The organism is Paenibacillus sp. J22R67 (genome assembly GCF_059692175.1).
This window is the reverse complement of sequence record NZ_JCAUAX010000003.1, coordinates 919,375-944,591: the sequence shown is the minus strand read 5'-3', so window position 1 is coordinate 944,591 and position 25,217 is coordinate 919,375. Positions and strand designations below refer to the sequence as shown.

General features: G+C 42.1%; 26 protein-coding genes, 2 pseudogenes and 1 riboswitch. Of the genes and pseudogenes, 11 read left to right on the top strand and 17 right to left on the bottom strand.

The window, feature by feature from the left end; genetic code table 11:
* Positions 1-29: 29 nt before the first annotated feature.
* Complete coding sequence (locus tag AC58VC_RS16260; protein ID WP_497369760.1) at positions 30-407, bottom strand: BlaI/MecI/CopY family transcriptional regulator; 378 nt, start codon at positions 405-407, stop codon at positions 30-32.
* A 1,948-nt stretch (positions 408-2,355) separates the two neighbouring features.
* On the opposite strand from AC58VC_RS16260, the gene AC58VC_RS16255 reads away from it, so the two are divergent.
* On the top strand, positions 2,356-2,820 hold the full coding sequence (locus AC58VC_RS16255; RefSeq protein WP_497369759.1) for a DUF2243 domain-containing protein: 465 nt from the start codon (positions 2,356-2,358) through the stop codon (positions 2,818-2,820).
* Positions 2,810-3,598, top strand: a complete 789-nt coding sequence (locus tag AC58VC_RS16250; protein WP_497369758.1) for a cytochrome c oxidase assembly protein — start codon at positions 2,810-2,812, stop codon at positions 3,596-3,598. The genes AC58VC_RS16255 and AC58VC_RS16250 overlap by 11 nt, the downstream gene beginning before the upstream one ends.
* Before the next feature lie 64 nt (positions 3,599-3,662).
* Here AC58VC_RS16250 and AC58VC_RS16245 read toward each other — a convergent pair whose 3' ends face one another.
* Positions 3,663-3,788 carry a hypothetical protein gene (locus AC58VC_RS16245; RefSeq protein WP_268240221.1) on the bottom strand — a complete coding sequence of 42 codons (126 nt, stop codon included), beginning with the start codon at positions 3,786-3,788 and terminating at the stop codon, positions 3,663-3,665.
* 210 nt (positions 3,789-3,998) lie between these two features.
* On the opposite strand from AC58VC_RS16245, the gene AC58VC_RS16240 reads away from it, so the two are divergent.
* The 3 genes from AC58VC_RS16240 to AC58VC_RS16230 all read left to right on the top strand — a co-directional run bounded on the left by AC58VC_RS16240 (position 3,999) and on the right by AC58VC_RS16230 (position 6,334).
* Complete coding sequence (locus AC58VC_RS16240) at positions 3,999-4,250, top strand: WGxxGxxG family protein (RefSeq protein ID WP_497369757.1); 252 nt, start codon at positions 3,999-4,001, stop codon at positions 4,248-4,250.
* Positions 4,251-4,316: 66 nt separating this feature from the next.
* Positions 4,317-5,174, top strand: a complete 858-nt coding sequence (locus AC58VC_RS16235; protein WP_497369823.1) for a manganese catalase family protein — start codon at positions 4,317-4,319, stop codon at positions 5,172-5,174.
* 242 nt (positions 5,175-5,416) lie between these two features.
* Positions 5,417-6,334 (top strand): alpha/beta fold hydrolase, encoded by a 918-nt coding sequence (locus AC58VC_RS16230; protein WP_497369756.1) that lies wholly within the window; start codon positions 5,417-5,419, stop codon positions 6,332-6,334.
* 395 nt (positions 6,335-6,729) lie between these two features.
* On the opposite strand, the pseudogene AC58VC_RS16225 reads toward AC58VC_RS16230, so the two are convergent.
* The 4 genes and pseudogenes from AC58VC_RS16225 to AC58VC_RS16210 form a co-directional block, all read right to left on the bottom strand.
* A pseudogene (locus AC58VC_RS16225) lies at positions 6,730-6,903 on the bottom strand (small acid-soluble spore protein H); the annotation flags it as partial.
* Between the two features lie 144 nt (positions 6,904-7,047).
* Positions 7,048-7,419, bottom strand: coding sequence for a GNAT family N-acetyltransferase (locus AC58VC_RS16220; RefSeq protein ID WP_497369755.1), 372 nt, complete (start codon positions 7,417-7,419; stop codon positions 7,048-7,050).
* Positions 7,420-7,550: 131 nt separating this feature from the next.
* Positions 7,551-8,099 carry a DJ-1/PfpI family protein gene (locus AC58VC_RS16215; RefSeq protein ID WP_497369754.1) on the bottom strand — a complete coding sequence of 183 codons (549 nt, stop codon included), beginning with the start codon at positions 8,097-8,099 and terminating at the stop codon, positions 7,551-7,553.
* Between the two features lie 59 nt (positions 8,100-8,158).
* Positions 8,159-8,237, bottom strand: a riboswitch (ZMP/ZTP riboswitch).
* 163 nt (positions 8,238-8,400) lie between these two features.
* Positions 8,401-9,057 carry an SDR family NAD(P)-dependent oxidoreductase gene (locus AC58VC_RS16210; RefSeq protein ID WP_497369753.1) on the bottom strand — a complete coding sequence of 219 codons (657 nt, stop codon included), beginning with the start codon at positions 9,055-9,057 and terminating at the stop codon, positions 8,401-8,403.
* Positions 9,058-9,269: 212 nt separating this feature from the next.
* On the opposite strand from AC58VC_RS16210, the pseudogene AC58VC_RS16205 reads away from it, so the two are divergent.
* A pseudogene (locus AC58VC_RS16205) lies at positions 9,270-9,447 on the top strand (RNA polymerase sigma factor SigZ); the annotation flags it as partial.
* 283 nt (positions 9,448-9,730) lie between these two features.
* On the opposite strand, the gene AC58VC_RS16200 reads toward AC58VC_RS16205, so the two are convergent.
* Positions 9,731-10,870 (bottom strand): MFS transporter, encoded by a 1,140-nt coding sequence (locus AC58VC_RS16200; RefSeq protein WP_497369822.1) that lies wholly within the window; start codon positions 10,868-10,870, stop codon positions 9,731-9,733.
* A gap of 202 nt (positions 10,871-11,072) precedes the next feature.
* On the opposite strand from AC58VC_RS16200, the gene AC58VC_RS16195 reads away from it, so the two are divergent.
* Entirely contained in the window at positions 11,073-11,957 is an 885-nt protein-coding gene (locus AC58VC_RS16195; RefSeq protein ID WP_497369752.1) for a LysR family transcriptional regulator, read from the top strand.
* Positions 11,958-11,968: 11 nt separating this feature from the next.
* On the opposite strand, the gene AC58VC_RS16190 is transcribed toward AC58VC_RS16195, so the two are convergent.
* The gene (locus tag AC58VC_RS16190) at positions 11,969-12,118 is read right to left on the bottom strand and encodes a hypothetical protein (protein ID WP_497369751.1); all 150 of its coding nucleotides are present in this window, start codon (positions 12,116-12,118) and stop codon (positions 11,969-11,971) included.
* 581 nt (positions 12,119-12,699) lie between these two features.
* Between AC58VC_RS16190 and AC58VC_RS16185 the strand changes: the two genes are divergently transcribed.
* A complete protein-coding gene (locus AC58VC_RS16185) occupies positions 12,700-13,905 on the top strand; it encodes an IS110 family RNA-guided transposase (RefSeq protein WP_497369750.1) in 1,206 nt (401 codons plus the stop codon).
* Between the two features lie 285 nt (positions 13,906-14,190).
* Here AC58VC_RS16185 and AC58VC_RS16180 read toward each other — a convergent pair whose 3' ends face one another.
* Positions 14,191-14,577 carry a MerR family transcriptional regulator gene (locus AC58VC_RS16180; RefSeq protein ID WP_497369749.1) on the bottom strand — a complete coding sequence of 129 codons (387 nt, stop codon included), beginning with the start codon at positions 14,575-14,577 and terminating at the stop codon, positions 14,191-14,193.
* A 211-nt stretch (positions 14,578-14,788) separates the two neighbouring features.
* Here AC58VC_RS16180 and AC58VC_RS16175 point away from each other — a divergent pair, with 211 nt between their 5' ends.
* Complete coding sequence (locus AC58VC_RS16175; RefSeq protein ID WP_497369748.1) at positions 14,789-15,628, top strand: SDR family NAD(P)-dependent oxidoreductase; 840 nt, start codon at positions 14,789-14,791, stop codon at positions 15,626-15,628.
* A gap of 532 nt (positions 15,629-16,160) precedes the next feature.
* On the opposite strand, the gene AC58VC_RS16170 is transcribed toward AC58VC_RS16175, so the two are convergent.
* Complete coding sequence (locus AC58VC_RS16170) at positions 16,161-17,051, bottom strand: ketopantoate reductase family protein (protein ID WP_497369747.1); 891 nt, start codon at positions 17,049-17,051, stop codon at positions 16,161-16,163.
* 136 nt (positions 17,052-17,187) lie between these two features.
* Between AC58VC_RS16170 and AC58VC_RS16165 the strand changes: the two genes are divergently transcribed.
* Entirely contained in the window at positions 17,188-17,787 is a 600-nt protein-coding gene (locus AC58VC_RS16165; RefSeq protein WP_497369746.1) for a TetR/AcrR family transcriptional regulator, read from the top strand.
* Positions 17,788-18,470: 683 nt separating this feature from the next.
* Here the strand turns inward: AC58VC_RS16165 and AC58VC_RS16160 are convergent.
* Together AC58VC_RS16160 and AC58VC_RS16155 are read right to left on the bottom strand one after the other, a co-directional pair.
* Entirely contained in the window at positions 18,471-19,247 is a 777-nt protein-coding gene (locus tag AC58VC_RS16160; protein ID WP_497369745.1) for a GNAT family N-acetyltransferase, read from the bottom strand.
* 67 nt (positions 19,248-19,314) lie between these two features.
* Positions 19,315-20,100, bottom strand: a complete 786-nt coding sequence (locus tag AC58VC_RS16155) for a GNAT family N-acetyltransferase (RefSeq protein ID WP_497369744.1) — start codon at positions 20,098-20,100, stop codon at positions 19,315-19,317.
* A 77-nt stretch (positions 20,101-20,177) separates the two neighbouring features.
* Between AC58VC_RS16155 and AC58VC_RS16150 the strand changes: the two genes are divergently transcribed.
* Positions 20,178-20,726 carry a TetR/AcrR family transcriptional regulator gene (locus AC58VC_RS16150; protein WP_497369743.1) on the top strand — a complete coding sequence of 183 codons (549 nt, stop codon included), beginning with the start codon at positions 20,178-20,180 and terminating at the stop codon, positions 20,724-20,726.
* Between the two features lie 112 nt (positions 20,727-20,838).
* Here the strand turns inward: AC58VC_RS16150 and AC58VC_RS16145 are convergent, their stop codons facing one another.
* The 5 genes from AC58VC_RS16145 to AC58VC_RS16125 form a co-directional block, all read right to left on the bottom strand.
* The gene (locus AC58VC_RS16145; RefSeq protein ID WP_497369742.1) at positions 20,839-21,324 is read right to left on the bottom strand and encodes a quercetin 2,3-dioxygenase; all 486 of its coding nucleotides are present in this window, start codon (positions 21,322-21,324) and stop codon (positions 20,839-20,841) included.
* Positions 21,325-21,858: 534 nt separating this feature from the next.
* Complete coding sequence (locus AC58VC_RS16140) at positions 21,859-22,122, bottom strand: CPCC family cysteine-rich protein (protein WP_497369741.1); 264 nt, start codon at positions 22,120-22,122, stop codon at positions 21,859-21,861.
* Between the two features lie 108 nt (positions 22,123-22,230).
* Complete coding sequence (locus AC58VC_RS16135; protein WP_497369821.1) at positions 22,231-22,389, bottom strand: DUF8617 domain-containing protein; 159 nt, start codon at positions 22,387-22,389, stop codon at positions 22,231-22,233.
* 1,013 nt (positions 22,390-23,402) lie between these two features.
* Positions 23,403-24,434 (bottom strand): sugar phosphate isomerase/epimerase family protein, encoded by a 1,032-nt coding sequence (locus AC58VC_RS16130; protein WP_497369740.1) that lies wholly within the window; start codon positions 24,432-24,434, stop codon positions 23,403-23,405.
* A 30-nt stretch (positions 24,435-24,464) separates the two neighbouring features.
* Complete coding sequence (locus AC58VC_RS16125; RefSeq protein ID WP_497369739.1) at positions 24,465-25,193, bottom strand: SDR family oxidoreductase; 729 nt, start codon at positions 25,191-25,193, stop codon at positions 24,465-24,467.
* Positions 25,194-25,217: the final 24 nt, after the last annotated feature.

The window sequence follows — 25,217 nt, the reverse complement described above, 5'->3', positions numbered from 1 at the left end:
TCCACTTGGTGCGTGTGGAATCGGACAAGTTACATCGGTTTCTTCTCATCCAAAATTTTCTTCAACTCTTCAATATCTTCTTTCGATAATTTCTCTTCTCTCAAAAAATGAACAAGCGACGGAGATCGTCCCATTCCGAAAATTCGTTTAAAAAAGGACTCCGTCTCCTGTTTCACACTGTCTTCCTGACTGACAAGCGGGTAATATTCATAGTTGCGATTACCCTGTTGATAAGCAATAACTTGCTTCTGGACTAACCGATTCAGCATCGTGCGTATCGTCTTCGGGCTCCAATCCGTTGACTCTTCAAGTGCTTCAATAATTTCATTCGCCGTACTAGAAGTTTTGGACCAAAGTACTCGCATGATCTGCCATTCGGCTTCCGAAATCTTAGGTGTTTCTTTCATTGACATACCACCTTTATTAACCAGATTATGGATTACACTTGTAATCTGCATATTTATATATTACAAGTGTAATCCAATATTGTCAACTTTCATTCAAATCTACATTCATGAGGCGATTGTGTCTCCCTATGGAGCTCACCTTATAACTTAAAAATAAAGACCTCAACCAACAGGAAAGAAGTGTTGGTAAGAGGTCTCTTCTATTTTTTATAGAACAGAAGGGGGTACCCCTTCTGTTTCCCAATGTTTGATAGGTTACCTCATGAGCCATCCGCATCCGCTAAATGATAAACATTTAGCGGATCTTACTTATTGCCCATCATTTGTTGGTACACCTTGGGGTAAATCCGGTATGTCTCTTAAACATAGACGAGAAATTATGGGACTCCACTCCGATTTTTGGGTGATGGATACCTCACCTTTGTTTGCGCACGCCCTATTCTTTTTCCACCAGCGAAAACCTCCTCGTCCTCTCCTTTGGTTATTCTAACTTCGGGATGAAATCTTCGAGGGAGCGTATCAACAATTTTCAAGTCTAGAGCAATGACTTTCGTGATACCAACTTATTAGTTGAGAAAAAACAGCCGATCATAGTGGCCGGCTGCTTCCCAGTCTTAATATGCTAAAGTTTTCCAGTTAGCGCAATGAAAAGAACGTTCCCTTATGCTAAACCGTTCCTCCATGTTATTGGATCAATTCTTCACTTAATTGTTCAAGAACTTTGGGCAAAAAATCGTGTTTACTTCTTTGGTCATTTTTCAAGAATTCGGATAACCGCTTTGCATGTTAAAGAGAATTATTCACACCTTTATTCAAGGGACATATGTTCCTGGCCACTATATAAATGTTGACGAAGATACAATGGCTGTATATATCCCAGCGGTGGGTGTAATTGCGGTCGATAAAGATGCGGTTTTACTAGAAGGATCCAAGTTCCTAAAATAGAAACATGAAGTCCAATTGAACTACCCAAAATAGGCTCTTAACTACGTCACTCTCAGTGATGCTGGAATATATTATTAAGCGCTCCTTCGGTTACTCCCCTTTACCACCTTACCGTTCCAATCCGGTAAGGTGTTTTTTTTTGTTTGGTTTTTTTATGCAACTCCTCTTTATTCATTAATTCCCAGCACCTGGGACATAATAACCATCAGGGGGGACTTACCATGAAATGCGCATACTGTGATAATATTCAGCAAGTCAAAGGAAAGAAACTCAAATGCTTCGTGTGTTCAATCCTTAAGCGGTAAACAATAGTACCTTTTGGCACCTCTAACAAATATTTTCTAGGATAAATCCAAAATATTGGTGGTGGAAATGAACAACAATATGAGTATGAGATTCAGCATATGTTTAGGGGCTATTACCGGAGCAATTTTAGGTTTTTATAGAAATTTCTCAGATTCAATCTGGATAACAGGACTATTAGTTTCAAACAAATAGGCTGTTAACTACGGTCGCTTACATTAATTTAAGAATATGGTATTAAATGCTCCTACGCTTTCTCACCTTTACCACACTTACCGGAATGGGTGTTTTTTTACATCTGGAATTCAGTTGTATTCATTAATTCTAATGTAATCATTTTTTGTTTCCTCTCATTAAATATTATGAAATAAATTTCGCATTTCCTTGAAATATCCTTTTGAATCCGCAATGCTGCCCAATAGTTGAATAGCAAAAAAGAGACCCACAGCAACGGGCTGAGGGTCTAAGGTTTATATTTTAATATCACATGAATGTAAGATTTCAATTATGTTACATTCGCTTAATTCTCGTTCTGAGTTAGCGTAATGACCTCACCTGTCATTTATGCTACGGTCTCCGCAAGTTCACCTCCTATTTCAATTTATCATCCTCTTGAATCTATAAGTGGTTACAATTCCATAAACAGGGCAAATTAAAAATAAGATATGTAGCTGGAAAATATCAAAAGGAGTTATAAAAAGTGGAAACAGCTAACCGTAATCTGTGGTCGGGTATATTATTTGGCCTTGGTTTAGTCGGCTTTATCGATGAAACAGTATTTCATCAACTCTTGCATTGGCATCATTTCTACGACAAATCCACGACCCAAATTGGTTTGATTTCCGATGGTTTGTTTCACGCTTTTAGTTGGTTTGTGACGGTTGGGTCGTTATTTATGTTTGCAGATCTTCGACGAAGAAAAGCCCTACACCTAAAAAGGTGGGTTAGCGGCATTTTACTAGGTGCTGGCTTTTTCCAACTATATGATGGAACAATCCAACATAAAATCTTGCGACTTCATCAAATCCGTTACATCCCAAATGTCATCATTTACGATACCATATGGAATATTAGCGCTATAATTATGCTTTTCATTGGAATCATTTTAACTATTCATTCCCGTATTAATGTTCATGTCGAGAGGGCACCTTCGGATGACAAATGATCATTTTACTCATGGCGGTGGCGCAAACTCTGACTTTATCCTCATACTCCTATTTTTAGGTGTGTTATTTTTTTATCTGTACGCTGCAGTCATATCCAGTCGCACCTATAAGCAATGGCCCTTCTCACGTTATATCTACTGGTTAATAGGTTTACTATGTATTACGCTATCTGTTGTTGGCCCTATAGCAAATCTTTCACACATAAACTTCACAGCACACATGATAGGTCATTTACTTCTTGGGATGCTGGCTCCTCTATTCATTGCACTTGCAGCACCTATGACTCTCATCTTAAGGACTCTCCCCCTACAATCTGCTCGTAGGATTTCAAGGATACTAAGAGGCATGCCGTTTCGTATGTTTAGCGATCCTTCAGTAGCTTCAATATTAAACATCGGTGGACTATGTATCTTATACACAACCAACTTATATTCGAACATGCACAAGTTTTCAATTTTACATTTAATAGTTCATCTACATATATTTACTGCAGGTTACCTATTCACAATCTCAATGATTTACATCGACAGACCACCCCATCGAACTAGCTACGTTTACCGTGGTATTATCTTTATATTTACCATAGCCGCACATGGCATATTATCTAAAACCATTTATGTGAACCCCCCACTTGGAATATCAGCCATTCAAGCGGAAAACGGCGCTAAGCTTATGTATTATGGCGGGGATGCAATTGACACTTTTATTATTATTATCTTTTTCTATCAGTGGTTAAAAATCAGACACCCTCGTAACTCATTAGTACCTGAAACCTAGCACAACCTCACTTCTTTGAAGTGAGGTTGTTTGATCAGTTTATTAAGTTGTTGAAATAAATTTATTAACCACCTGAATTAATATTTGCATCATCAATACCATTATTGCTGCTACTTTTTTTACTACTGTTTTGATTTGGTTTTTGGTTTTTTTGCTTTGCTGATTCAATACTCTTTTTTTGGTTCGTCATGACTTTAGCCCACCCATCTTAAGTATTGGAACATCAATATTATATGTTTTTCGGAACAATCTACACCTTCCATTTAGTGGACTACTTCGGTAATCTCTCATTCGTATAATTGATTTACATAAAGGAGAGAACAAACGTGTAAACAAATTGTATGAAGGAGAGAAGCCAAATGAAAAAGAAGGCCTTTATGTTTTTTTAAGTATCTGTTTTATGTTTCTGTTGTGTACAGGGGTATCGAGTGCCGCGGATAATACAGGTATGACTGGATCGGTAAATAACGGATATAGTTCAGTTAACGGTACGACTACTACTAATAGTTACGGGACAAATTCAACACCTACTTATAGAACTAATGCTGCTACCGATGACAATGATTCCAATTGGGGCTGGCTTGGCCTTCTAGGGTTAGTCGGTTTAGCTGGTTTAAAAAGCGGAATCGTGAACATACAGTTTTCCAAATAGCCGTCTTTTCTAGGCGGTTATTAATTCAGCCCCGAGAATTCAATTTCAAAGGAAATGAGTGAATATATGTACTATTATAAAGAAGAACTTATTAATCAAATTGTTCCAGACCAACCAGATCCAGCTGCAGCTAAAGTTTTACAAGAAGCACTTGGCGGACACTATGGTGAGATGAGAACCATGATGCAATATTTTTTTCAAAGCTCTAATTTTCGAGGCAAAGCTACTCAATATCGTGACTTAATCCGTGGGGTCTTTCTAGAAGAAATTTCTCATGTGGAACTGGTTCAAAATACGATAAATCAATTACTGAACGATTCTGGTAACTCCACAGGTGTAGGGAATTCAGGTATCAATGGGGCACCTCTTGATGAAGCCGTCAAATATGCAAATCCCCACCATTTCATTGTCGGCGCTCAAGCTTCCTTACCGGTCGATGCAGGTGGAAACCCATGGAATGGCTCCTGGGTGTATTCACATGGTAATTTGATTGCTGATCTATTGGATAATTTAGTACTCGAATCTACGGGAGTACTCCAAAAAAGTAGAATTTATGAGATGAGCTCCAATAAAACGTTCCGTGAGACAATTGGGTTCCTCATCGTTCGAGACAATGCACATCAAAATGCTTTTGCTAAAGCTTTAGAAACGTTAGGTGTAGATTGGGGAAAACTTTTCCCAGTTCCTAATTACGATATTAATAAGTATCCGGAATGCAGAAAATTTGTAGATATGGGTTATCATAATATGCAGTTTAATTTCCGTTTAGATGATACGCGCATTGGTGAGGTTTTCCAAGGTGCATCGCCAAGTAGAAATAAAGGCCAGCTATTAGTTACCCCGCCACCGATGGGATTCCCAGTGCCTAACTTACCTGACATGCCAAATGAGCATAGCCCAGGATTGCAAGATATGTATGTTTAAAGCTTTCATACTTATAGGCTTACTCCTGAATCAGCAGAAGTAAGCCTATTTATTAGGATGGACTTAGCTGTTATCATTATGGAAAATTTCATCCAGCTCAAAAGACAGAACATCATATTTAAGTACATTAACTAGAAGGATGGGAACAACACAATGAACACTAACTTTACAGAGCGTCACATCGATCGTGGACAAGGCCGCATCTATGCAAGAGATTATAAAGGTAAAGGCGGAAAAATCTTATGAACCTAGACACCACAAAGGCGGCAGGAGCCGCAAAACTGGAACTAGCACCGTCGCCAAAGATGGAGATTGACGAGTTGCAGGTCAATTCGGATATCAAGCTTCGTCATATGGTCTATCGTCCTGTCCATCCAAAGGCTACGGTGTTGTTCCTACACGGCTTCCCAGAATCGATATATTCGTGGAAGCAGATTGCCGAATCTCTGTCCAGCGATTATGAGGTTCATGCGTTTGACTGGCCTGGTTACGGACAATCCTCACGTCCGAGCGCCGAGCGCTTTTCCTACGCACCGAAAGACTATGCCCAGGTGTTGGAACAATATATCCGCGCTTCCGGTATCGACAGCTCGAAGCTGGTGATTTACGCGACCGATATTGGGGCTTTGCCGGTGTTGCTGGCCGCCCTGGAACAGCCACATATCGCGAGGAAGATCATCGTCGGAGATTTTGCGCCGTTCAACCGGCCGCAGTACATGTGGGAAAACCTTGCGGCCCTGAAATCTAAGCCCTCGTCCGATGTCGTGCGTGCTGCGATGAACCAGACCCGAGATGAAATCCTGGAAAACACGTTCTTCCGCGACAATCCGACAGAAAAGCGCTACATGTTGCCCCAAGAGTTTAGGGACGATATAGCGAAAGGGTGGGACGGCGATATCACTGCGGCCGACGCGTTCTATCACTACTACTCTCACTTCACCCGCGACCAGGACTATTTTGAAGCCAATATGACGAAGCTCAAAGTGCCCGTAAAAGTCGTGTGGGGCGAAAAGGATAGCTACGTCATGAAGGAAATGGGCGTCGAGTTCGCTGAGCGTAATAATTTAAAGCTTACGATTCTCCCTGGTCTCGGCCATTATCCGCATCTGCAGGCACCAAAGCTGACCGCAGATGAGCTTCGAGCCGAAATCGAGGGTTGATGCTGGCAAGCTCGCAGCGCGCGGACTTTCCGCCACAGGCTTACGCCGATTGCGCCGTGTCGAAATGAGAGCTCTGCCAAACAGTCCCGAGAGCGGACGTCCGTCACTGGCCATGTGATAGCGGTCCGGCCGCGCATGGCATATTGCGAGGAGCGGCGCAAGCTGTTCCTTCATTCGGCGGCGGCGCTATTCGCGGAAAGAGGCTACGCAAAGTCAGTCTTGAAGCTAAACTGCCCTTCGTTGAGAAAAGGCAACGGATCCGATTTAGTCCGTTGCCTTCTCATGTTGATATTGAACTCTCGGTTGCAATAGGTACGCATTTAATATCATCTTTTCAATTATTTAGGGGATGGGCATACCATTTTAATGTCTTCCATATCTAACATTTGAGAGCTCTCGACTAAACTGCTTAAAGGGACGCTTTGCTCATTTTCTTGTTGATCCAAAGGATAAACTCTTGCGGTTTCATTCTCTTCGTCGACATGTTGAATGTAGATTGGCTTCCCGTTATAAGTGACATCAACCATGGTAGGTGAAACTGCAATCTCTTGTGCGCGTTGATTATTCATTTTCCGGCCTCCTTCACGTACTAGTTACATTATTTGTGTATGTGAAAGGATCTATTCATGGAAAGGCACGTACAAATATACTGTGGTGCCCTATATTTTCCGAGCTGGAATGGCACTACGCCGGATGCTGTTTATCATATATCATTAATGTATTTCCTGAGCATCATGCCCCAAAGTATGTAGAATCACCTTGTTCCCGCCAAGTAGTTGAACCTGATTACATATAGTTTCAAGTAACGCTTTTCCTATCCCCTTACGTTGACTATCCTTATGAACTGCTACCCCAACTATTTCATAAAGACCTTTTTCAAAATCGAAAATATATCCAGCATGACCGAGAACAATATCGGTATGTGCCACGTAATACCCGCAAATCTTATTATCCTGTTTCTCCAGAAACTCAGCCCACCTAAGTGGGTATTTCTCAATGATGAAATTTGGAAATTGAAGCGGATGATTTGCCATAATATTCTCAACATGACTTCGGTCATTATCTTCCAATAAACGTATAATCAAACCTGTTCCCCCCTTGAATATAGAAAGCTATTAAATTAGTACAACATTCAATCGTGATCCTTAAGTTAACAGTTTTCATTACTAGTGTGTGGCATGAAAATATTAGACAATTTCCCCGCCTGATAGTAAGGTTAATCCATCAGCTTTTGGACCTTTTTAACCACTTCCATATTCGTAAGTGATTCAACAAGATACAATCCTAAATCAATTGAAGCAGAAACGCCTCCACCAGTAAAAATATTCCCATCCCGTACAAATCGGGCCTTAATAACCTCTGCGCAATAAGGAGTCAACAATTCGTATGCAGATGGGTTCGTTGTCGCCATTTTATCTGTTAAGAACCCAGCGGCACCTAAAAGCAAAGCACCTGTACAAACAGACACTTTGTATTCCACATCTCGAGCACTTTGTATCCAAGAAACAAACTCTTTACCGTATCTCAATTCTCTAGTAGACATTCCGCCGGGGATAAATATCAAATCATACTTAGACAAATCTGGGCTAATATGCTTTATCTTTATTGTCATACCACGATCATCTGTAATCTCCTCGCGCTTTGCACACAGATCCCATGACACATCTTCTTTAGCATTTAGAATTTTTAGCCAAGATACTGCGTCATAGAAACCGACAAAATCCAATGTTGTCATCTTGTCAAAAAGAATATAAGCTAATTTCATTCCATAACACCGTCCCTTTCATGGATGGATACAAAAAAAAGCATCTGATCTTAGATCAAATACTTTGCCCAGGCGAACGGCGTATGAAATATGTGCTTCCTCGTGGTACTCCACGTTTCGCCAGTTATATATACCAAATATTTACTTTATTGTAATCGGGAAAATCTAAAATAATCAAGTTAATTATTACGTTTTTCTGCCCGTTACTTCAACAGGCAAAGGCAGCCGATCGTGTGCGGCTGCCTTCATGTCGTGATTGAACTATAGTTCTTACGTTCGTTGAATATAACAACGTCAATAATCACTCCCTAAACAAATATTCCCTCTGGTCTTTTTTGTTATATAATTCCCAATACACATCGGCTATCCTGTCCGGATCGTAAAACGTCCCCTTTTTAACATGATCAGCGATTAGAACCTGACCTACATAAATTCCGTATGGAGATAACGTCTCAGCCATTGAATGCGCAAGCGAGTGGAGTGCGGCTTTGCCAACGGATAAAGAAGCATAAAGTGGGTTTGGAATCAGCGCAATATCGCCTCCTGTGAAAAAGAGCGTCCCTTGTCTTCGTTCGACCATATCCGGGATGACTTGTTGAGCGCTGGTCAGCGCACCGACAGTGTTTACCTTAAAATCTTCAATAAGCTGGTGTTCGGTTATCGAAAGGGGATCCCCTGGTACGATGTGTGCTGCATTATATACCAACACATCGGTGGCTCCATATTGATTTTTTATTTGTTCAAAGGCTGTTTTTAATGACTCTGGATCCGATGCATCTGCTGAAATTCCGTGCGATTCAATAAATAACTGTCGAAGATCTTTCAAGCTGCTTTCCAATGATGGTTTGGTTCTTGCTATGAGAACTACTCGGAAGCCATTGCTTCCAAATTTCTTGGCTATATCTGAGCTTACTCCCGGCCCAGAACCGACGATGACTAATAAAGGCTTATCGCTCATTCCTACCACACCTTGCTTTCAGATATTAGTTTAGAAATAACCTATTTATAATAATTTATCAAACTTAAGCGAAAAAATATTCATTACTCTTGTTCGAGTTTAGCAATCCAACGTGCGCTATTTAGAATGAGCCGTTTGATAGCTTCTGGTCTGAAAGAATCTGCCCTGTGACCCGGATGTAAATAGACTACCTTTCCTAAACCATAATTCTGAAAGGAATTTCCCAGAAAGAATTGAGTGAACAGCTTGGGATCTCCTATTCGGGGGCAATCAAGAGTACAGCGCGGGCGTGAGATGCTAAAGGAGTTGCTGACTGGTTGCTGCCATATTGAATCGGATCACTACGGGAACATTATCGATTTTCACATCAAATGGCGTTACCCTTCTTGATCAACCAACGAACAAGAAGGGTAACTAAGATAGATAGTATGTGAGGATTAAACACTTTCTTTTGCACTATCCCTTTAGTTGAAAAGGCTGCCGATCAACGCTGTTGGCAACCTTCTCCTGATGTCTATGGAATAAAAAAAATCCGTTAGCGTATCCCCCCACTTTTGATCAGATATTCTAAGCTACCATCACGCTCATCTCTTAACAAACAGCTAATAAACTTCTCTCCAATCAAAAAATGGGTTATTGTGCAAATGGTTCAAGCTTCGTCCCTTCAAATCAGTTACCGCAACTTTACTCGTACAAACCCTGCCGCAATCATGGCAGCCGTAGTTAGAATTACGGCAAAGCTAGTCGCTCCTATGGCCAATCCCGTATAGTCGATTAGGTAGCCCGTACACACGGGGAGGATCGCGGCAGGAATATAGCCACCGATGTTAAGAACCGCATTTGCTTCAGCTCTGCGATGCTCGGGTACATGCAAACCGATCAGCGTCAAGCCACCGAGTTGCCCGAGACCTTGGCCAACACCGGCCAGCATGGCGGCCAGCACTAGCGGAGCGACGGTGGAAGTACAAATCGCTATTGCCATGCAGAGCATGGCGAGGAAGACAGACGCCGTGCTCATCAAGAACTGGCTTCGGATGGAGAGCTTCTTAAGGAGAAATTGAACACCTGTCGCCGACAGAAACATGAGGCATGCCATTCCGCCAGCGACAAGCGGGCTCGAAACGCCCAATAATTTCTTAAGCAGTGAGGGGCCGAGCGACAGGATGAACGACGTCGAAGAGATACCCGGGGCGAAGACAACGATGCCAAGAGTAAGGTGCAACCGGTTAACCTTGGGCACGCATGGCATCCGAAGCCTCCATCCGCTGTGGTGTGCAGGGACGCGTCTTCTTGGAAGTGATCCGGCAACGGCGAAAGCACTGGCCAATATCAACAGCTGTGTACCGAAAAGGGGGACGAGCGGCCGAGTGAGCAATTCGACCAAAATACCCGATAACAGCGGACCGAGTCCTGCCCCCAGCACCATGGCGACCGAAGCGGCGAGCGAGGCTGTATGTCTCCGGGTGAAGCCCCCTACATCCATGACCGAAGCCATGCCAGCCGCGACGATGACGCCAACAGCAATGCCCGACAGCAATCGCGCGAGCAGTAATGCGGCGACCGAGGAGGCAGTGCCGAATAAAACACAAGCGAGTACGGCAGCTACAAGCCCCGGGAACAACACCGGCTTCCGCCCGTATCGGTCAGATAACTGGCCGGCGACGAGCAAGGTCGTGAGCAAACCGATGATATACGCGGCGAAGATTAATGTGAGTGTACCATTGGAGAAGCCCATTTCCCGCTGCCAGTTAACGTAAAGTGGGGTGGCTGAATTGGAGAGGATAAAGACCGCTGTTACGAGCCATGCGGTCATCCATATCCGCCAATCGCGAGGAGCCAGATCGTTACATGCCACTTGATCGGAATAATTTCCCATACGCAAAACCTCCTAAGATGAAGAATAGGGAAAGCAAGATTCGCTCTCGTATCTCATCATAGGGTATAATAAAATATAACTGAAATACATAAAATGAATATACGGTATAACTATTTGGTTATGATTGGAGTGTGCGCAAATGAACTTAAACCTTCTCCAAATTTTTGTGCAGGTTGCAGAGACATCGAACATTACGGAGGCTTCCAAAGCATTGTTCATCTCACAACCAGCCGTCAGCAAAGCGATCAAAAATTTGGAGGCGTCACTTCGCATTCAATTGTTCATCAGGGACAAGCATAAAGGGTTGCTGCTAACAGAAGTGGGACGGGAGATTCTCGTGTTGGCTAGGCAAATGAAGTCGGTTGAAAACAGCATATATCAAATTACCAGCCGGGAGAACCGCCTGCTCGGCGGCAAGGTCACAATCGCCTCATTCCCAGCAGCAACAACTAACTTGCTACCCAAGGCCATATCTCTATTCCGTGCAAATTATCCGCTGGTGAGAATTGAGTTACTGGAAGGCGTCTCCGATCAAATTAAGCAATGGGTCGAAGACCGGACGGTGGAGCTCGGGATTGTGGCGTCTCCATTCCATTCATTTGAATTCGAGAGACTGCAATCCGACTACATGGTTGCGATCCTTCCCTCCGATCATCCACTGGCGAAGGAACCTATTATCGATCTGGCGTGTTACCGAGATGATGTTATTTTCTGCAAAGGAGGCCATGAGATGGCCATGACCTCCATCCTGAGAGAATACGGGATCGAGTTGGGGGAAGGATTGACGGTTCAATCGGCCGAAACCTTGATCCGCATGGTCCGCAACGGGCTCGGCATTGGGCTGATCTCCAATTTCACTCTGTCTTCTGTGCCGCACGATTTGGTCGTCAAGGAGATTCGACCGGGAATCTCTCGTGATATTGGTATCGTGGCACATTCCTTCGGGGAGATATCGCCGGCAGCCAAGCAATTGGTCAGCATCCTGCTCCAAGCGGGCCCGGAGTCAGGAGAGGAGTTGGACTGATCAGATGCTCTCTAGCCGAGGAAAGACAACCGGTCGTTCTGGTCGACTGCTTTCATGTCTGCCACTGATTGCCTATAGCCTTCAACTATAAGCCCGCGTTGACTCCAGCCACCACGAAATCCTTCCTCGTCCATACCGTGTCTTACAAAATAAATAGCCATTAGTTCCTCCTGAAATAACGGGACAAGTAGTTCAAACCCAGTTTTGAACGCAATTCCGACTCCACCAATATTAACGCATATTGGAAGTATACTGTCCGTTACTTGAGAAAAGGCAACCACTCCACCAGGGTGGCTGCCTTTTCATATTGTAATTGAACTCGAACTTTCGTATTAAACAATTGAAAATATCTAAATCACGATCACCAATCATTATCGCTTCCGTATGGATGATACTATGTTTATTAATAAGATATGTAATAGCTTCAGGACTTTAAGCCATTTCTATTTCCATTCGCTTATTTTAACATGGAAGTGCCACGTAAACTGCCCATTCGTATTATGAGGTTAACCAGTTTTTACTGGTTGACCTCTTTTGTATTTTAGAGGTTTAGTAACGGTAGCCGGGGTCGAACGTCACTGCCCGTGGGACCGTGATCCCGTGAAGTAAACTGTTCACCCCCTACTTGTAGAAACATGTTTGAGGCTGGTTGAGACAACGATCTCGAATAACAAGCGAAGCTATGACACTGCAAGAAGGACTAGGGGCTACCGGCAAATTCAGTTTTAGGAGGGATCGAAGAATGAATCCAGTAATTGGTCTGGATATTGCAAAAGGAGAAAGTCAGGGCCAGGCCTTCTTGGATAAAGGACAACCCTACGGAAAGAGCTTTACGATCATTCATACACGAGAGGGACTGCAGCTTTTCCATCAGCTTTTAAAGGATCTTGAAGCCAAGACTGGACTAAAACCTACTGTTATTCTAGAGGCTACAGGCCATTACAATGCTCCTGTCACCCAGTTTCTAGATGATCAGAACTACTTCTACATTGTTGTTAATCCGATTCTGTCTTATCAATCTAAAAAGTCTTCGAGCTTACGTAAAGTAAAAACAGATGCCATTGATGCCTATGCCTTATGCGAATTCTTTTACAAGGAGGACTTCGAGCATCGTAAGACTAGAGGTATGCAGTTACTAAATCTGCGTAATCTCACAAGACAGCATGAATCGGTAACGGGACAATTCGTTCAGATCAAACTTCAATTCCAAGCCGTGTTAGATCAGGTATTTCCGGAGTTTAGGGGCGTTTACGGGGCTTTGTATTCTGTGGTGTCGCTCCAAACCTTATTAGCCTTTCCAACGTCTGAGGACGTTCTCAGTGCCAGTGAAGCTAAATTAACCGAGAAGATCGCGGTTTTATGTACAGGTCGTTCAGAAAAATGGGCTAGAGAAAAGGCTCAGAAGCTCATCGCAGCTGCAATTCGAAATCCGTTTCGAAAAGCGCCATATCAAAGTCACTTATTTAGTATGAATATGTACATTAGCATGCTCCTCCATTATAAAGAGCATCTATCAACCCTAGAAAAGCAAATAGATGCACTCGCTAATGAAGTTGAAGAATATGAGATTATCCAATCCATCCCCGGCATTGGTGAGAAAATCGCGGCAACGATTATCTCTGAAGTTGGTGAGATTGATCGGTTTAATCATCCTAAAAAGCTCGTTGCCTTTGTTGGCGTAGATCCCAGTGTTCACATCTCGGGAAAGTTTACGGCTACGATTAATCGGATAACAAAACGTGGCTCCAGCAGACTTAGGCACGCCTTGTACATGGCTGTGCTCTGCGGGCTGAGGCGTACTGGGAGTAAAAAGCTCAAAGCTTTTTACGACAAAAAAATGGCCGAAGGAAAACCTCACAAAGTAGCGATGATCGCATGTGTGAACAAGTTACTACATTGGATATTTGCCATGCTTAAACGAAAAGAAGCATACCTCGAATTGATTTAATTGGAAATCAAAGAAAATCAAAGAAAAACTTTCCAAAAGAATTTTGGAGGGTTATTTGGCATGCTCAGTAATTAGTATAGCACCATCTTCTCGCTTTTCTATTGAAAAATCTTGACAAGTTATTAGCTGGTTACTTGAATGAAAACAGGGAGCAACTGTTATGGCAGTTTGCTCCCTGTTTATTGTGTCAACAGAAAATACTTTATTTTATCAGGGGCCTGATTGGATACGCGACCCACCTGAGAATGTCTTCTGTGCTAGCGAGCTTGCCGTCTATTTGACGAATTAGAGACAAGGCAACTTGTTCTCCAGTTCTTTTAATTGCACATCATAGAGTGCCATCTTGTAGTTGATTTTCTCCAGGGTCTTGATGATTTGCATCAGCTGTTCCTCTACCTTGACCTTATGATCGGCCATCAGCTGTCTGCGTTCAAGAAGAGTGTTGTCGCCGTCTTGGAAGTAATCCAGATACTGCTTCAGATCGGCCAAAGACATCCCGGTCGAACGGAGCGCGACAATTGTCTCAATCCACTCAATGCTGGACTCATCAAAGAGGCGGTTCCCATTCTCATTGCGCTCAGCGAAAGGCAGCACCCCCTGTTTCTCATAGAAACGCAGTGTATGGGCGGAGACACCTGTTTTTTGCGAAACTTCCTTTACCGTATAGGACATGATAGAACTCCTTTGCCATAATGTTAGAGTAACTTTATGTTATTGTACTGCCAAAGGACTATATATTCAATTCGAAATCCCCTGAAATAAGAGGTTTATGGATAGAAACCCTATATTTATACCCTCCTTTTTTATGGATTTGACTTAGATTTAACTTTAAGCTCTATGCTTATAAAGCAAGCAAAATGAAAACTGAGAGGATGAATGAATAATGAGTTCAACTAAGATATGGTTTGTAACCGGCGCTTCCAAAGGGATGGGGTTGACACTGGTTAAAAAACTTCTGGCTGGGGGAGCTAAAGTAGCTGCAACATCCAGAACCGTGGCCGATTTAGAGCATGCCGCAGGCCGGCATGAGCATTTGCTTCCTATACAGCTCAACCTTTTGGACGAGCAGGCGGTGAAAGAGGCGATTTCCGCTACTATTGAGCATTTCGGCGGTCTTGATGTTGTCGTCAACAATGCGGGTTATGGGCAGATTGGAATCTTTGAGGAAATATCGGACGAATATGCGCGCCGAAATTTCGAAGTGAATGTATTCGGCACTTTTAATGTGGTCCGTCAAGCCCTGCCTCAACTGAGACAGCAGAGATCAGGACATATTATCAATTTCTCCTCAACGGCAGGCTTTTATGGTTTTGGGGGAAGTTCGATCTATGCGGCATCCAAATTTGCGGTGGATGGAATGAGCGAGGCGCTGGCGCAGGATGTTCAGCCCTTTGGCATACATGTCACGGCGGTGAAACCGGGCTATTTCCGAACTAACTTTCTTTCCAAAAGCTCGTTGGGTGTGAACGCAACGAATCCCATCGAAGATTACAAGGTCCAGCGGGAGGCCCAGGAGGCAGCAGTGAGTGCATATGACAATAACCAGCCAGGAGACCCGGAAAAAGCGGTGGACCTTATTATTCGAATCACCGATACTACCAATCCGCCGCTGCATTTGTTCCTTGGCAAGGATGCGTATGAGGTCGCCCGCAACAAAATCGCAAGTGTGCAGAAGGAGCTAGATACATGGGAAAGCGATGCTACGGCAACTGATTTCATCTGAAAGCTTTCTATTGTAAATAAAGGGGCCGGAGTCACCGACTTGATGGTGGTGTTTTCGGACCCTTGCGGTTAGGAAACAGGATCAATAGGCGATCCATCCGCCGTCAGCGGTCGCTATGGTACATTGATATAGCTGCTTCATCCGATACTAGAAAAAGAGTGAGCTGTGCAATTTCCTTCGGCTTGCCCGTCTGCGAGTTAATCGCCATTTCGGGCAGCGTGCTTTTAAATTTCTTTCTTTATCGGATACTGTTCAGTGAAAATAAAGTATTAGACTGTCCCCTAAAAACGGAAAAGCAGCAGCCATGGACCAGAAAATAAAGTCCTAGACTGCTGCTGTTTTATTGAACTAACGTTCCCCGCCGTAATGCCCGGAGCAACCAAGGAGGCCGACCATCTTGGAATATAAGTTTAGAACATATTTCCAACGGTGCCCAGAACAGCACGACAGTATGGTTTTGCGAATGATCAAGTAAGGATATATGAAAAGAACGAACTGAAGCTTATTTAGACCGCCATGAAAAGCCTTAATATCATCGTTGTGACATCTCTTTGTGAAACGTCTCATCCAACAACATGATTTCTGCTTTTTGATTTACGGCATGATTTCCAAGCTTAACATCAATGATAAAGTCATTACTCAACATCTGACGGTAACGAGAAACAATATCGTTGTCTGGCAATTCTCCCATCACTTTCGTTTCGGGTGGGATTACCGGTATTCCGGCGTGTTCTACCAGTTGTATGTTTTGTTTAATATCAGCTGCGATCCTACATAGAATGCTTTCACTTTTTGCTGTCTCTACATCCACCATTCCATCTTCTGTGTAGAAATGCTTGTTGACGATAGCCAAAGCAGTATGAGAGATATGGAATGCCAAAATGTTTTTTTGGATTTCATATTGCAAATCCACCGTTTCAAATATTTTGGCAAGATTTTTTACTCTTTCGGTTACCAGTCCATTTATTTCACCAAAAATGGTTCCTTGATGTTTTTCGGATCCGAATTGTGCGTATAGAACATCCTCTTTAATGTCTCCGCCGGCACCCGGGAATCCTGGGAGTAACCGATCACCCACGATTTCAAGCCAGTGATCATATCCCATGGTGTTGGTCATGGTGACTATGGTCTTGCTCTGATTATTCTTAATAACAGTTAACGCAGATTCGGCCTGATCATATCGTACGGGAACAAAAATGTAATCATAAACGTCATCATCTTCTAACTTATCTATCGTCTTGATCGGTATTTGCTTTATCGTTCCATTATCGTTGTATCGCAGTTCGTTCCTTTTCAACTCATCCAATCTCTTTCCGCGTGCCAACACTGTTACGTCTAGTCCGTACTGTGCAAATCGGAGAGCGTAGACACTGCCAATCACACCAGCACCAAATATCAAGAGCCTATTTTGTCTAATGCCCATTATGATTTTTCCTCCAGCTAAATAGTCAGTGTTTGCTTAAGCAACACCTGCTGTTTATAATATTATTACCGCACTCTTATGATTTCAACCAACAGATGATGTGGAAAGTAGCTTAAACAACACTCTAGGATATTTGATGTTTAAGAAGGGATTTGATTTGGTGAATTCGCAGGATCCAAGGGTATTACGTACACGACAGTTAATAAGGGAAGCATTCACTGAATTGTTGCGGAGTAAAGGATTTGATGCAATATCCATAAAGGATATCGCTCAGAATGCTACGATTAACCGCGCTACCTTTTATGATCATTATGTAGATAAATATGCTTTGCTTGACGAGACAATTGAGCAGGCTTTTCACGGGATGATCCCTGAAGAAGTGATGTTATCTATGGAATTCACTGGAGAAATATGCGATCAATTGATCTTGATGACACATAGCTATATTGTAGACTTTTATCGAATATGCAGAATGGATTCCAAATCTATTGCTAAACTTGTCGATGAAAAAATAAAGAAAATGTTGGAGCAAACAATTGAGAACATATTTTTAAAAGAAGAAAACCACCAATTGCCAGCTTACGATTATATAAAGATCATTTCAGCCATGACAAGCTCAACGATCTATGCTGCTGCATATCGTTGGTTTACGGATGGGGAAAATGATCGAACTGATTTACTCGTAAAGATTACTCGTCCTTATGTGATGAATGGTCTGGGTTTGTATCACAAGTGATGAATATCCTGCACATCGTCATCCTGACCGTTAGCTTAATGGCCCCAAACTCCTTACCCTGTATTACAATATGTGGTGTCTTATGCTGGTCTGACTGCGTTACACGATATGAAACAATTAATTTCTTATCTTCTGAAACAATACTAAGATTAATTCTTCCATAATCCTCGTCATCTTCTTGGACGTTCCAATAATACATCTTGCTGCTATACTCTAACTTCCGTCTTCCTTTTGAGTTTACACCCACAGGCTTGATCCTCTCCTATACAGTCTTATTTGCTTTCGGCGTTTATTCGAGCCAGATTCAAAGTGTTTACACAATTGACATATATTCACAATGAAACCTCCCAATAGTCCTATTAAATCTAGGTTTTCTTCTAATGAGAGGTTTTAAGCTGCTGTATTGAACTAGCGTTTCTGGTTAGCTTAATGAGGCTACCATCGCGGCAGCCTCATCTTGTAGTTAATGAACATACGTTCTTCTTTAGCGCAACAATCCTTATGAAACATTACAAACCTTCTTAAGTACTGAACATAAGATCCTGACAGTGACACTCTCTCCACAGGCCAGGTTATAACGCCCTTCTCATTAGCGCATGCTTTCGCAAACTCCTATTTCACGCAAAACTCCTTCATTACATCGAGCATCTCTACTGCAACTCCAAAGCAGAAAAATATTCGATCTATGCGGAATAGAAGTCGATAATAAGTTCTTCTTTAAAACCTAGTTTGTTGTAAATGCTCTGTCCCATCGCACTCGCCTGCAATATCGCTTGCTTGACCCCTGCTGCTTGCATGTCGCACAAGGCACGGGAAACAAGGGCACTGCCAATTCCTCTGGTACGGAATGCTTTTAACGTGGCAACGGTATAGATCCCCTTAACGTCGCCTTCTCCATAAGTCATTAAAGTTCCTACAACTGTATCGTCTAGATAGGCAACATAATATTCTGCTTTGCCGTCTGGATCGTCAGCAAAAATCCGAACGACGGATGCTTCAAGTTCCTCGCTTAGCCCATATTCAGCAATGAAGGTTTGACGGAACAAATCGAATTCCTGTTCGTTATGGATCGTATGAATCTTCAGCCCAGGCACTTCCTCAATCTGAAACTTACCATTTTCCAGAGACAGCGACATGCCAGCCATCTTACCGGTATGAACATATCCGTTAGATTTCAACGCTTCAATGACAGCAGGATCCAAATCATGAGAGTATGTGTACCAGAGGCACTTCATGCCTCGTTCATGATAAGATTCCGTAATCGCCATAATTTCCGAGACAACATCTGTTCGATCAGATTTTTTATAGTCAAAGACAACGTTGAACAAGGAGAATGGCACATCGGATTCCATACGAGTGATTGTTGGAGTCCGTTTGAACCAAGTAAGCGGGTTGTTGGTACTAAAATAATCAAAAGTAGACAACAAATTCGTGCGAATAGCGTTTGGATCTGCAGGCATTGGTTCTATCCCCTTAATTTTACGTGTTTGAAGCAAATCTACACAGACAACTCCCCACGAACCCGCATTAGCTGGAGAAAATATTGAGGGTCAGTTCTTCTTTAAATCCAACTTTGGGATAAACGCTTCGGCCCATTGGGGTTGCATGAATAACGGCCAATTTCACACCTTTTTGCTGCACAATGCGCAATACATGAGCAAGCATCGTTCGGGCTATTCCTCTTGAACGATAAGCTTCTAATGTTGCAATACTATAAAAGCCAGCGACATCACCCTCGGTAAAGGTCGTAAGCGTAGTTACTGGTACTCCATCCACATAAGCAAGATAATGTTGAACCGTAGTCGTATCTTGATTGGGGCCATCCACAAACACTTTGCAAAAAATATCGGCCATTGGCTCTGGAACGTTATATCCTGCCAGCATGACCTTTCGGAACTCTTCAATCTCTTGTGGTTCCCGTATAGCTCGGACTTCCAGCCCCGGCATTTCCAGCAAATCCGAACGCCATCCTTCCAGAGAGAGCCCCATGCCCGAAATGACGCCAACCTGATTAAAATTTTTTGCCGCCAGCGCTTGGTTAATGACTTCGTCCTGCTCGTGTGAAGTAGTCACCCATGCCAATTTATGGCCGCGATTATGGTAAAGGGCCTTGATGGATTCCATCTCATCCGCGGGATTGATCTCCTCAGAACGCTTGTACGTAAAAACGCTATTGAACAGTCCATATGGAATTTCGGACTCAAATCGTTGCGTGCGATCCGTCTCCACGAATGTGAATACCTGGCTAAGCTGACTCAATTTCTCGTAAGCGCGGATCATGTTTTCAAGAATTTGATTCTGAATCGTTGACAATTAGATCTCCTCCAGTTTTCTACTTACAAATTGGGTAAGCACTTGACTCTTATACACCTGTGAGCAATAATTACTACATGGAAAACAGAAAATCGCAAATCATAGATCTTGCATCATCACTCATTCGAAAAAAGGGTTATTCGACTTTTTCTATTGATGAAATTTCAAAACATTTTGGCGTTACAAAAGCAAGTATTTTCTATCATTTCGAGAAAAAGGAAGACCTCGGCCTTGCCGTATTGGATCAACTTTATCAAGGATTGGTCAATTTTAAGTCTGTTATTCAACTTTCATCGCAGTCGGTTGAAGAGAAGCTAATTCAATATTGTGCGTACAATTCCAGACAGTTTGCAGAGTATGACATTTGTCCGACCTCTTCCTTACAGTCTGATTATGAAATGCTACCAGAATCGATGAGACAAAAACTGCAAGAGATAGGTCAGTTGGAACTTTCGATCATCGATGAAATTGTTGCTGAAGGCTTGGATGATCCTGCAATTAATACGCGTGCCTTGGCGATCACTATCTTATCTGCCATCAAGGGCGCACTGCAGTATAACCGCGGAATGCGTGACAATTTCATACCGGATATCATGTATGGAATTAATCGTCTTTTAAAAAACTAGCAAGAGCATATAATCAAATCAATTGGCACACTATTGAAAAATCATCGGCCTGTAGCCTATTGTTCCCACTAAGGAACCAATAGCCTCACAGGCCGATTACATTTTTATTTAATTAAAGACCGGGATAAGTAATATGATACTTTTTGGAAACTGATAACAGATGTTGCATAGCCTCAGGAGTAGGTGGCTCTACATGAGCCTCCATCCCTTCTACATAAGGAACGCCTAGTTCCTTCACAAAAGAATCAAATCCTGCAGGGTACGCAGTCACCAGAAACTTAGCTGTGTCTGATTTTACTTTAAATGTATGTGGAATGCCGCGCGGTGCGAACACATATTCTCCATTTTTCACGGAAATAGTCTTCGTACCTAGCGTCATCTCTATTTCTCCATCCAGAACGTAAAAAGATTCATCTTCTTTTTCATGCAAATGCAGTGGAGGTCCATCATCTTTCTTGACGGCACAATGCACGACGCAAAACTCTCCGTTCGTATCGTCCCCGCTCACCAATATTGAATTTATGTCACTAAGAAATAGAAATGTATTTTCTTTGTTAATATTTCTGTGCATCACATCTGCTTTGCTTTGATTACTCATCTTTAACAGGCTCCTTCTTGGTGAGAATTCTTGATGAATCATACTTACTGACCGGCCGGTAAGCTTATTATAGTTTCATCCTAATTCTAATTCAATAATTCTGACACTAATAATATAAATTCTTAACATTTCTACTTTCGTCCATTGCTGTTTGTCATCTTGCTTAGGTGCCTTGAAATCATGGCCCATATCCTTCTTAATTTCGCCACACTGGGGACATTTAAAGTGCCTATTTACAACCTCCGTATCACTAAGTTCAGAATTAGATATTTGTTTAAATACCTTCCTTCATTTAAAACATGCGAAAATGTCTTTCTATGGCAAAGTTCCAATCCAGTTTTCTACAAACATTACATGGGATCGGGTAATATTTGTTTCCATCATTAGTTGAGAATACCGTCAAGAAATTTTTCGAATGATCGTCTGGATCATAATAAAGTAGGCAATGTTCTTCATCATGAACATATTGTTCAGAGCAATTTGTACAGATAACCATAATATAATCTGCGTGTCTGTTAAGTGCTCCATTGATACTCATAATGGTCTCCAGTTTGGGTCTTTTAAGTCTTCGTTACTTGGCTTTCTTACGAATTCAACACATCTTTCTTCACATGCACCATACTTTAAAAAGTTCGCTTGGCCTTGTCTTAACGATACTTCGTTTGCTCCACCTTCATAATCGGGGTCGTTGAATTGAACTCCATCGTCCTGCCAAGAACAAATCTTACAAATTTCATCTGTAAAGGTTGGTTCTTCATCTAATGTTTTGTAGCCACAACAAGGGCAAGTGTATTTCATAGTTCCACCTCTTTATTCTGTTATATAGTAAAAACATTCTGCCCGCTAGCACAAAAGGCTGCTCTCGGCAGCCTTTTTCAGGATTGTTCAACTATAGTTTTCGTTAGCTTAATCCTCTACACGATAAGTTTTAACATGCTTAGAGCCCTTGAATACATGGATTCTATCGCAATGCTTGCAATGCCATATTCCATAATTAGGTTCGGGCATGTGTTCAATTGAGTCAAAGTCGTTAATCGTTTCCCACTCTTCACTTGTGTAAACAATTAATTCTACAATCCTTTATTATTTTTGTTGGGGCTTGATATGCAATGTAAACTAAGCCCGACATAACTGATACTCTGTTTATAATACTTTCAACAGTTCGTATCCCATTATAATCAAGAATCGGCAATTTTGAATTTACTCTACCACCAGATTTGAGAATAATTCTTTCTGACTGAGCTTTCATCAGATTGAAGTCTATTGGTTCTGACATGGGTTATCTCCATAAATAATAAATAAATTTTTTCATAGATAATAAATTCATGAGAGCTTATAAAAAACCTTCATTTGTAAACTAAACTTTTGAACATTCCTACCTAATTCTTAAGACAAAAATGCTTGTTGTCACCATCAAGCTGCCCGTTACTAACGAGTAAAGGAGCAGTGGCAGTAAACTGCTCCTAGATGATACTGAACTATCGTTCTTCAAGGGAGTGTAGTGGCTTTGAATGTTTATTGTATGAATCTTTATGCTGGACTTTTTCAGGTAAGCCATTGAACCATTCCGACAGTTCCACATGTCTTTTTCGTGGTTTTCTACCTGAAGGTTTTTTTAAAAATTCTAGCGTATCCTTAACTCCCATGTCCCTAATTTGTTCTTTGATTAATCGTTTTACATCAGTCCCGTTAATTTAGTTTTGTGAAGGACAGGAACATGCAAGTTTTATTCTGAATCACGGAATAAGGAAGAGTAGACACATCGTATCAAGAGTAAATGTATCGGTTATTGAAGTCCAAGTAGCTCATTGGCTTCTTCTTCAGATACAGGGGAAAGGCTCCTTAATGTGCAATCAGCTATTTCTTTGTGTAATGCACATGTCCGTATTAGGGAAACGCAATACCTTTCCAAGTGACGCTTTGATTGGATTCCTGTTTTTTGCATTCTGCCCTGATTCAATAACCCCCTTGTAAGAATAGTTGATATGTACCGTTTTTATCGCTATTTGTCTTATCAACAAAAAAACACAGCCGGAAAATGCCGACCGTGTTTAATGATTATTGTAACCCGATTTCTATTACAAACGTTGTTGTTTAGTACTCTCAGAGGCTGATTTAATTAAAGCAAGAAAATCGCTAACTTGGTCGTAAGGCGGCTCGGAAAGGTATTTGGGATGATTTGTATCCGCATTCACCCAAAGTGTTTCTAACGGAATATACCCTCTATAATTCGAGTAGCGAAGTCTGGTAAAGAACTCCTCCAGATCCGTTAATTCCTCTGTATTAGGCCCAGCAGGCTTTCTCTTGACCTGGAAGTTATATGTATAAGGGATTACAGCTTCAATATCATCATACCAATCATAATCTTCACCGGTTTTTGCCTGGAACGTCTTATAACAACCCGTATCGTTCACTACACCGAGATTGGGGTGATCCACCCACTGGAGAATTCGAATCACCTGATCCGCAGTTGAAGTCATGTCTCCATGGTTTTGCATGCCAATCTTGATACCTTTCGTCGCGCCGTATTCTGCACATTCTCTTAGAGCTGGTACTATCCGCTCTTTAGCTATCGTTTCCCAATCTGAGTTTTGCAGATCTTGGGGGATTTCACCATTAAACACACGGATAACCGGCGCACCCATTTCGACTGCTACATCAATCCAATATTTGACTCTCTCCACATCCAGAGCACGTCTCTCATCACTTGGATCAGCAAAATCATTCTTGATCCCCGTGCCGCTAATAGCAATTCCCAACTCGTCAGCAAGCTTTTTAATATTTCTTACATAGGTAAATATTTCTTCAACCGGTTTAGTAGGCAATGTAAAATTTTCATACCCCGGGATATAATAAGCGGTTACATCCACAGACTCAAAGCCAGCTTCTTTGGCATATCGGATAAGCTGCATCGTATCAACCGGCGGAGCGTCGTCCGTACTGCCTTGCAACCATGACATTAGATTATGGCTAAAGCTGTAAAAGTTTAAACCTAGCTTGTAATCGCCTGTATAATAAGATTCATTGCGTACGTTTTTCAGATAGTGACTAGTGGGAATCTGTTGGTAAACCTCGTTGGATGGGTTTTCAGTGGATTTTTCGATATTCATGTATGGTCTCCTTTTCTTGTTATCTAGTTATTATCGATGCCATGGAGTAACTGTTACATTTTCAATATGAACGCTTGTCGGAACACTTAACAAATACATAACAATACTAGCTATATCCTCAGCTCTTAACATCGTAGCCCTATCCTCTTCCGTCACCGGAGTCGTTTTATGGCTCCAAATCGTCGTATCGACCGCTCCAGGACTAATAGAAGATATACGTATTCCCGACCTCCTGTTCTCCTCTATCAAAGCTTCGGTCAAAGCTCTCACTCCAAATTTAGAAGCGGCATAGAGACTGAACCCGGAAGAGCTTTTATAAGCAGCTGTCGATAAAATATTAATAATGAATCCAAAATTTTGGCTAGCCATCAAGGGAAGCGCTTCACGGCACATCAGATAGGTACCTGTTAAATTCGTATCTATGATTCGTGTCCATTCTGAACTTTCTGTTTCTTCAAGCCGTTTCCTACTGCTCATACTTACTCCTGCACAATTGACAAGTATATCCACATGTCCGTAATTCTCTACAATCTGTTTAAAAGCTTGCCTAACATCGTGCTCGTCTCTAACGTCTGCTCTTATGCCGGTTACCAACGCTTTACTGGAAACATCTAAAGAATCCAAAGAATTGTTTAATACTTCCATATCCCGCGCTAGTGCTATTACCTTAACGCCTTCTTTCGCTAAAGCTCGGGCTGTTGCAAATCCAATGCCTTGACTCCCACCGGTAATGATGGCTGTCTTATCCTTAAGGTCCACCAGGTCACCTCCCACTATAAAAAT

Excerpts from the sequence above, each read along its gene's own strand:
- AC58VC_RS16160 (WP_497369745.1), bottom strand. The coding sequence starts at position 19,247 with ATGCCTGCAGATCCAAACGCTATTCGCACGAATTTGTTGTCTACTTTT.
- AC58VC_RS16245 (WP_268240221.1), bottom strand. The coding sequence starts at position 3,788 with ATGACGAACCAAAAAAAGAGTATTGAATCAGCAAAGCAAAAAAACCAA.
- AC58VC_RS16235 (WP_497369823.1), top strand. The coding sequence starts at position 4,317 with ATGTACTATTATAAAGAAGAACTTATTAATCAAATTGTTCCAGACCAA.
- AC58VC_RS16250 (WP_497369758.1), top strand. The coding sequence starts at position 2,810 with ATGACAAATGATCATTTTACTCATGGCGGTGGCGCAAACTCTGACTTT.
- AC58VC_RS16165 (WP_497369746.1), top strand. The coding sequence starts at position 17,188 with ATGTTTAAGAAGGGATTTGATTTGGTGAATTCGCAGGATCCAAGGGTA.
- AC58VC_RS16200 (WP_497369822.1), bottom strand. The coding sequence starts at position 10,870 with ATGACCGCATGGCTCGTAACAGCGGTCTTTATCCTCTCCAATTCAGCC.
- AC58VC_RS16140 (WP_497369741.1), bottom strand. The coding sequence starts at position 22,122 with ATGAAATACACTTGCCCTTGTTGTGGCTACAAAACATTAGATGAAGAA.
- AC58VC_RS16230 (WP_497369756.1), top strand. The coding sequence starts at position 5,417 with ATGAACCTAGACACCACAAAGGCGGCAGGAGCCGCAAAACTGGAACTA.
- AC58VC_RS16185 (WP_497369750.1), top strand. The coding sequence starts at position 12,700 with ATGAATCCAGTAATTGGTCTGGATATTGCAAAAGGAGAAAGTCAGGGC.
- AC58VC_RS16240 (WP_497369757.1), top strand. The coding sequence starts at position 3,999 with ATGTTTCTGTTGTGTACAGGGGTATCGAGTGCCGCGGATAATACAGGT.
- AC58VC_RS16260 (WP_497369760.1), bottom strand. The coding sequence starts at position 407 with ATGAAAGAAACACCTAAGATTTCGGAAGCCGAATGGCAGATCATGCGA.
- AC58VC_RS16175 (WP_497369748.1), top strand. The coding sequence starts at position 14,789 with ATGAGTTCAACTAAGATATGGTTTGTAACCGGCGCTTCCAAAGGGATG.
- AC58VC_RS16195 (WP_497369752.1), top strand. The coding sequence starts at position 11,073 with ATGAACTTAAACCTTCTCCAAATTTTTGTGCAGGTTGCAGAGACATCG.
- AC58VC_RS16130 (WP_497369740.1), bottom strand. The coding sequence starts at position 24,434 with ATGAATATCGAAAAATCCACTGAAAACCCATCCAACGAGGTTTACCAA.
- AC58VC_RS16150 (WP_497369743.1), top strand. The coding sequence starts at position 20,178 with ATGGAAAACAGAAAATCGCAAATCATAGATCTTGCATCATCACTCATT.
- AC58VC_RS16170 (WP_497369747.1), bottom strand. The coding sequence starts at position 17,051 with ATGGGCATTAGACAAAATAGGCTCTTGATATTTGGTGCTGGTGTGATT.
- AC58VC_RS16180 (WP_497369749.1), bottom strand. The coding sequence starts at position 14,577 with ATGTCCTATACGGTAAAGGAAGTTTCGCAAAAAACAGGTGTCTCCGCC.
- AC58VC_RS16190 (WP_497369751.1), bottom strand. The coding sequence starts at position 12,118 with ATGGCTATTTATTTTGTAAGACACGGTATGGACGAGGAAGGATTTCGT.
- AC58VC_RS16210 (WP_497369753.1), bottom strand. The coding sequence starts at position 9,057 with ATGAGCGATAAGCCTTTATTAGTCATCGTCGGTTCTGGGCCGGGAGTA.
- AC58VC_RS16145 (WP_497369742.1), bottom strand. The coding sequence starts at position 21,324 with ATGAGTAATCAAAGCAAAGCAGATGTGATGCACAGAAATATTAACAAA.
- AC58VC_RS16215 (WP_497369754.1), bottom strand. The coding sequence starts at position 8,099 with ATGAAATTAGCTTATATTCTTTTTGACAAGATGACAACATTGGATTTT.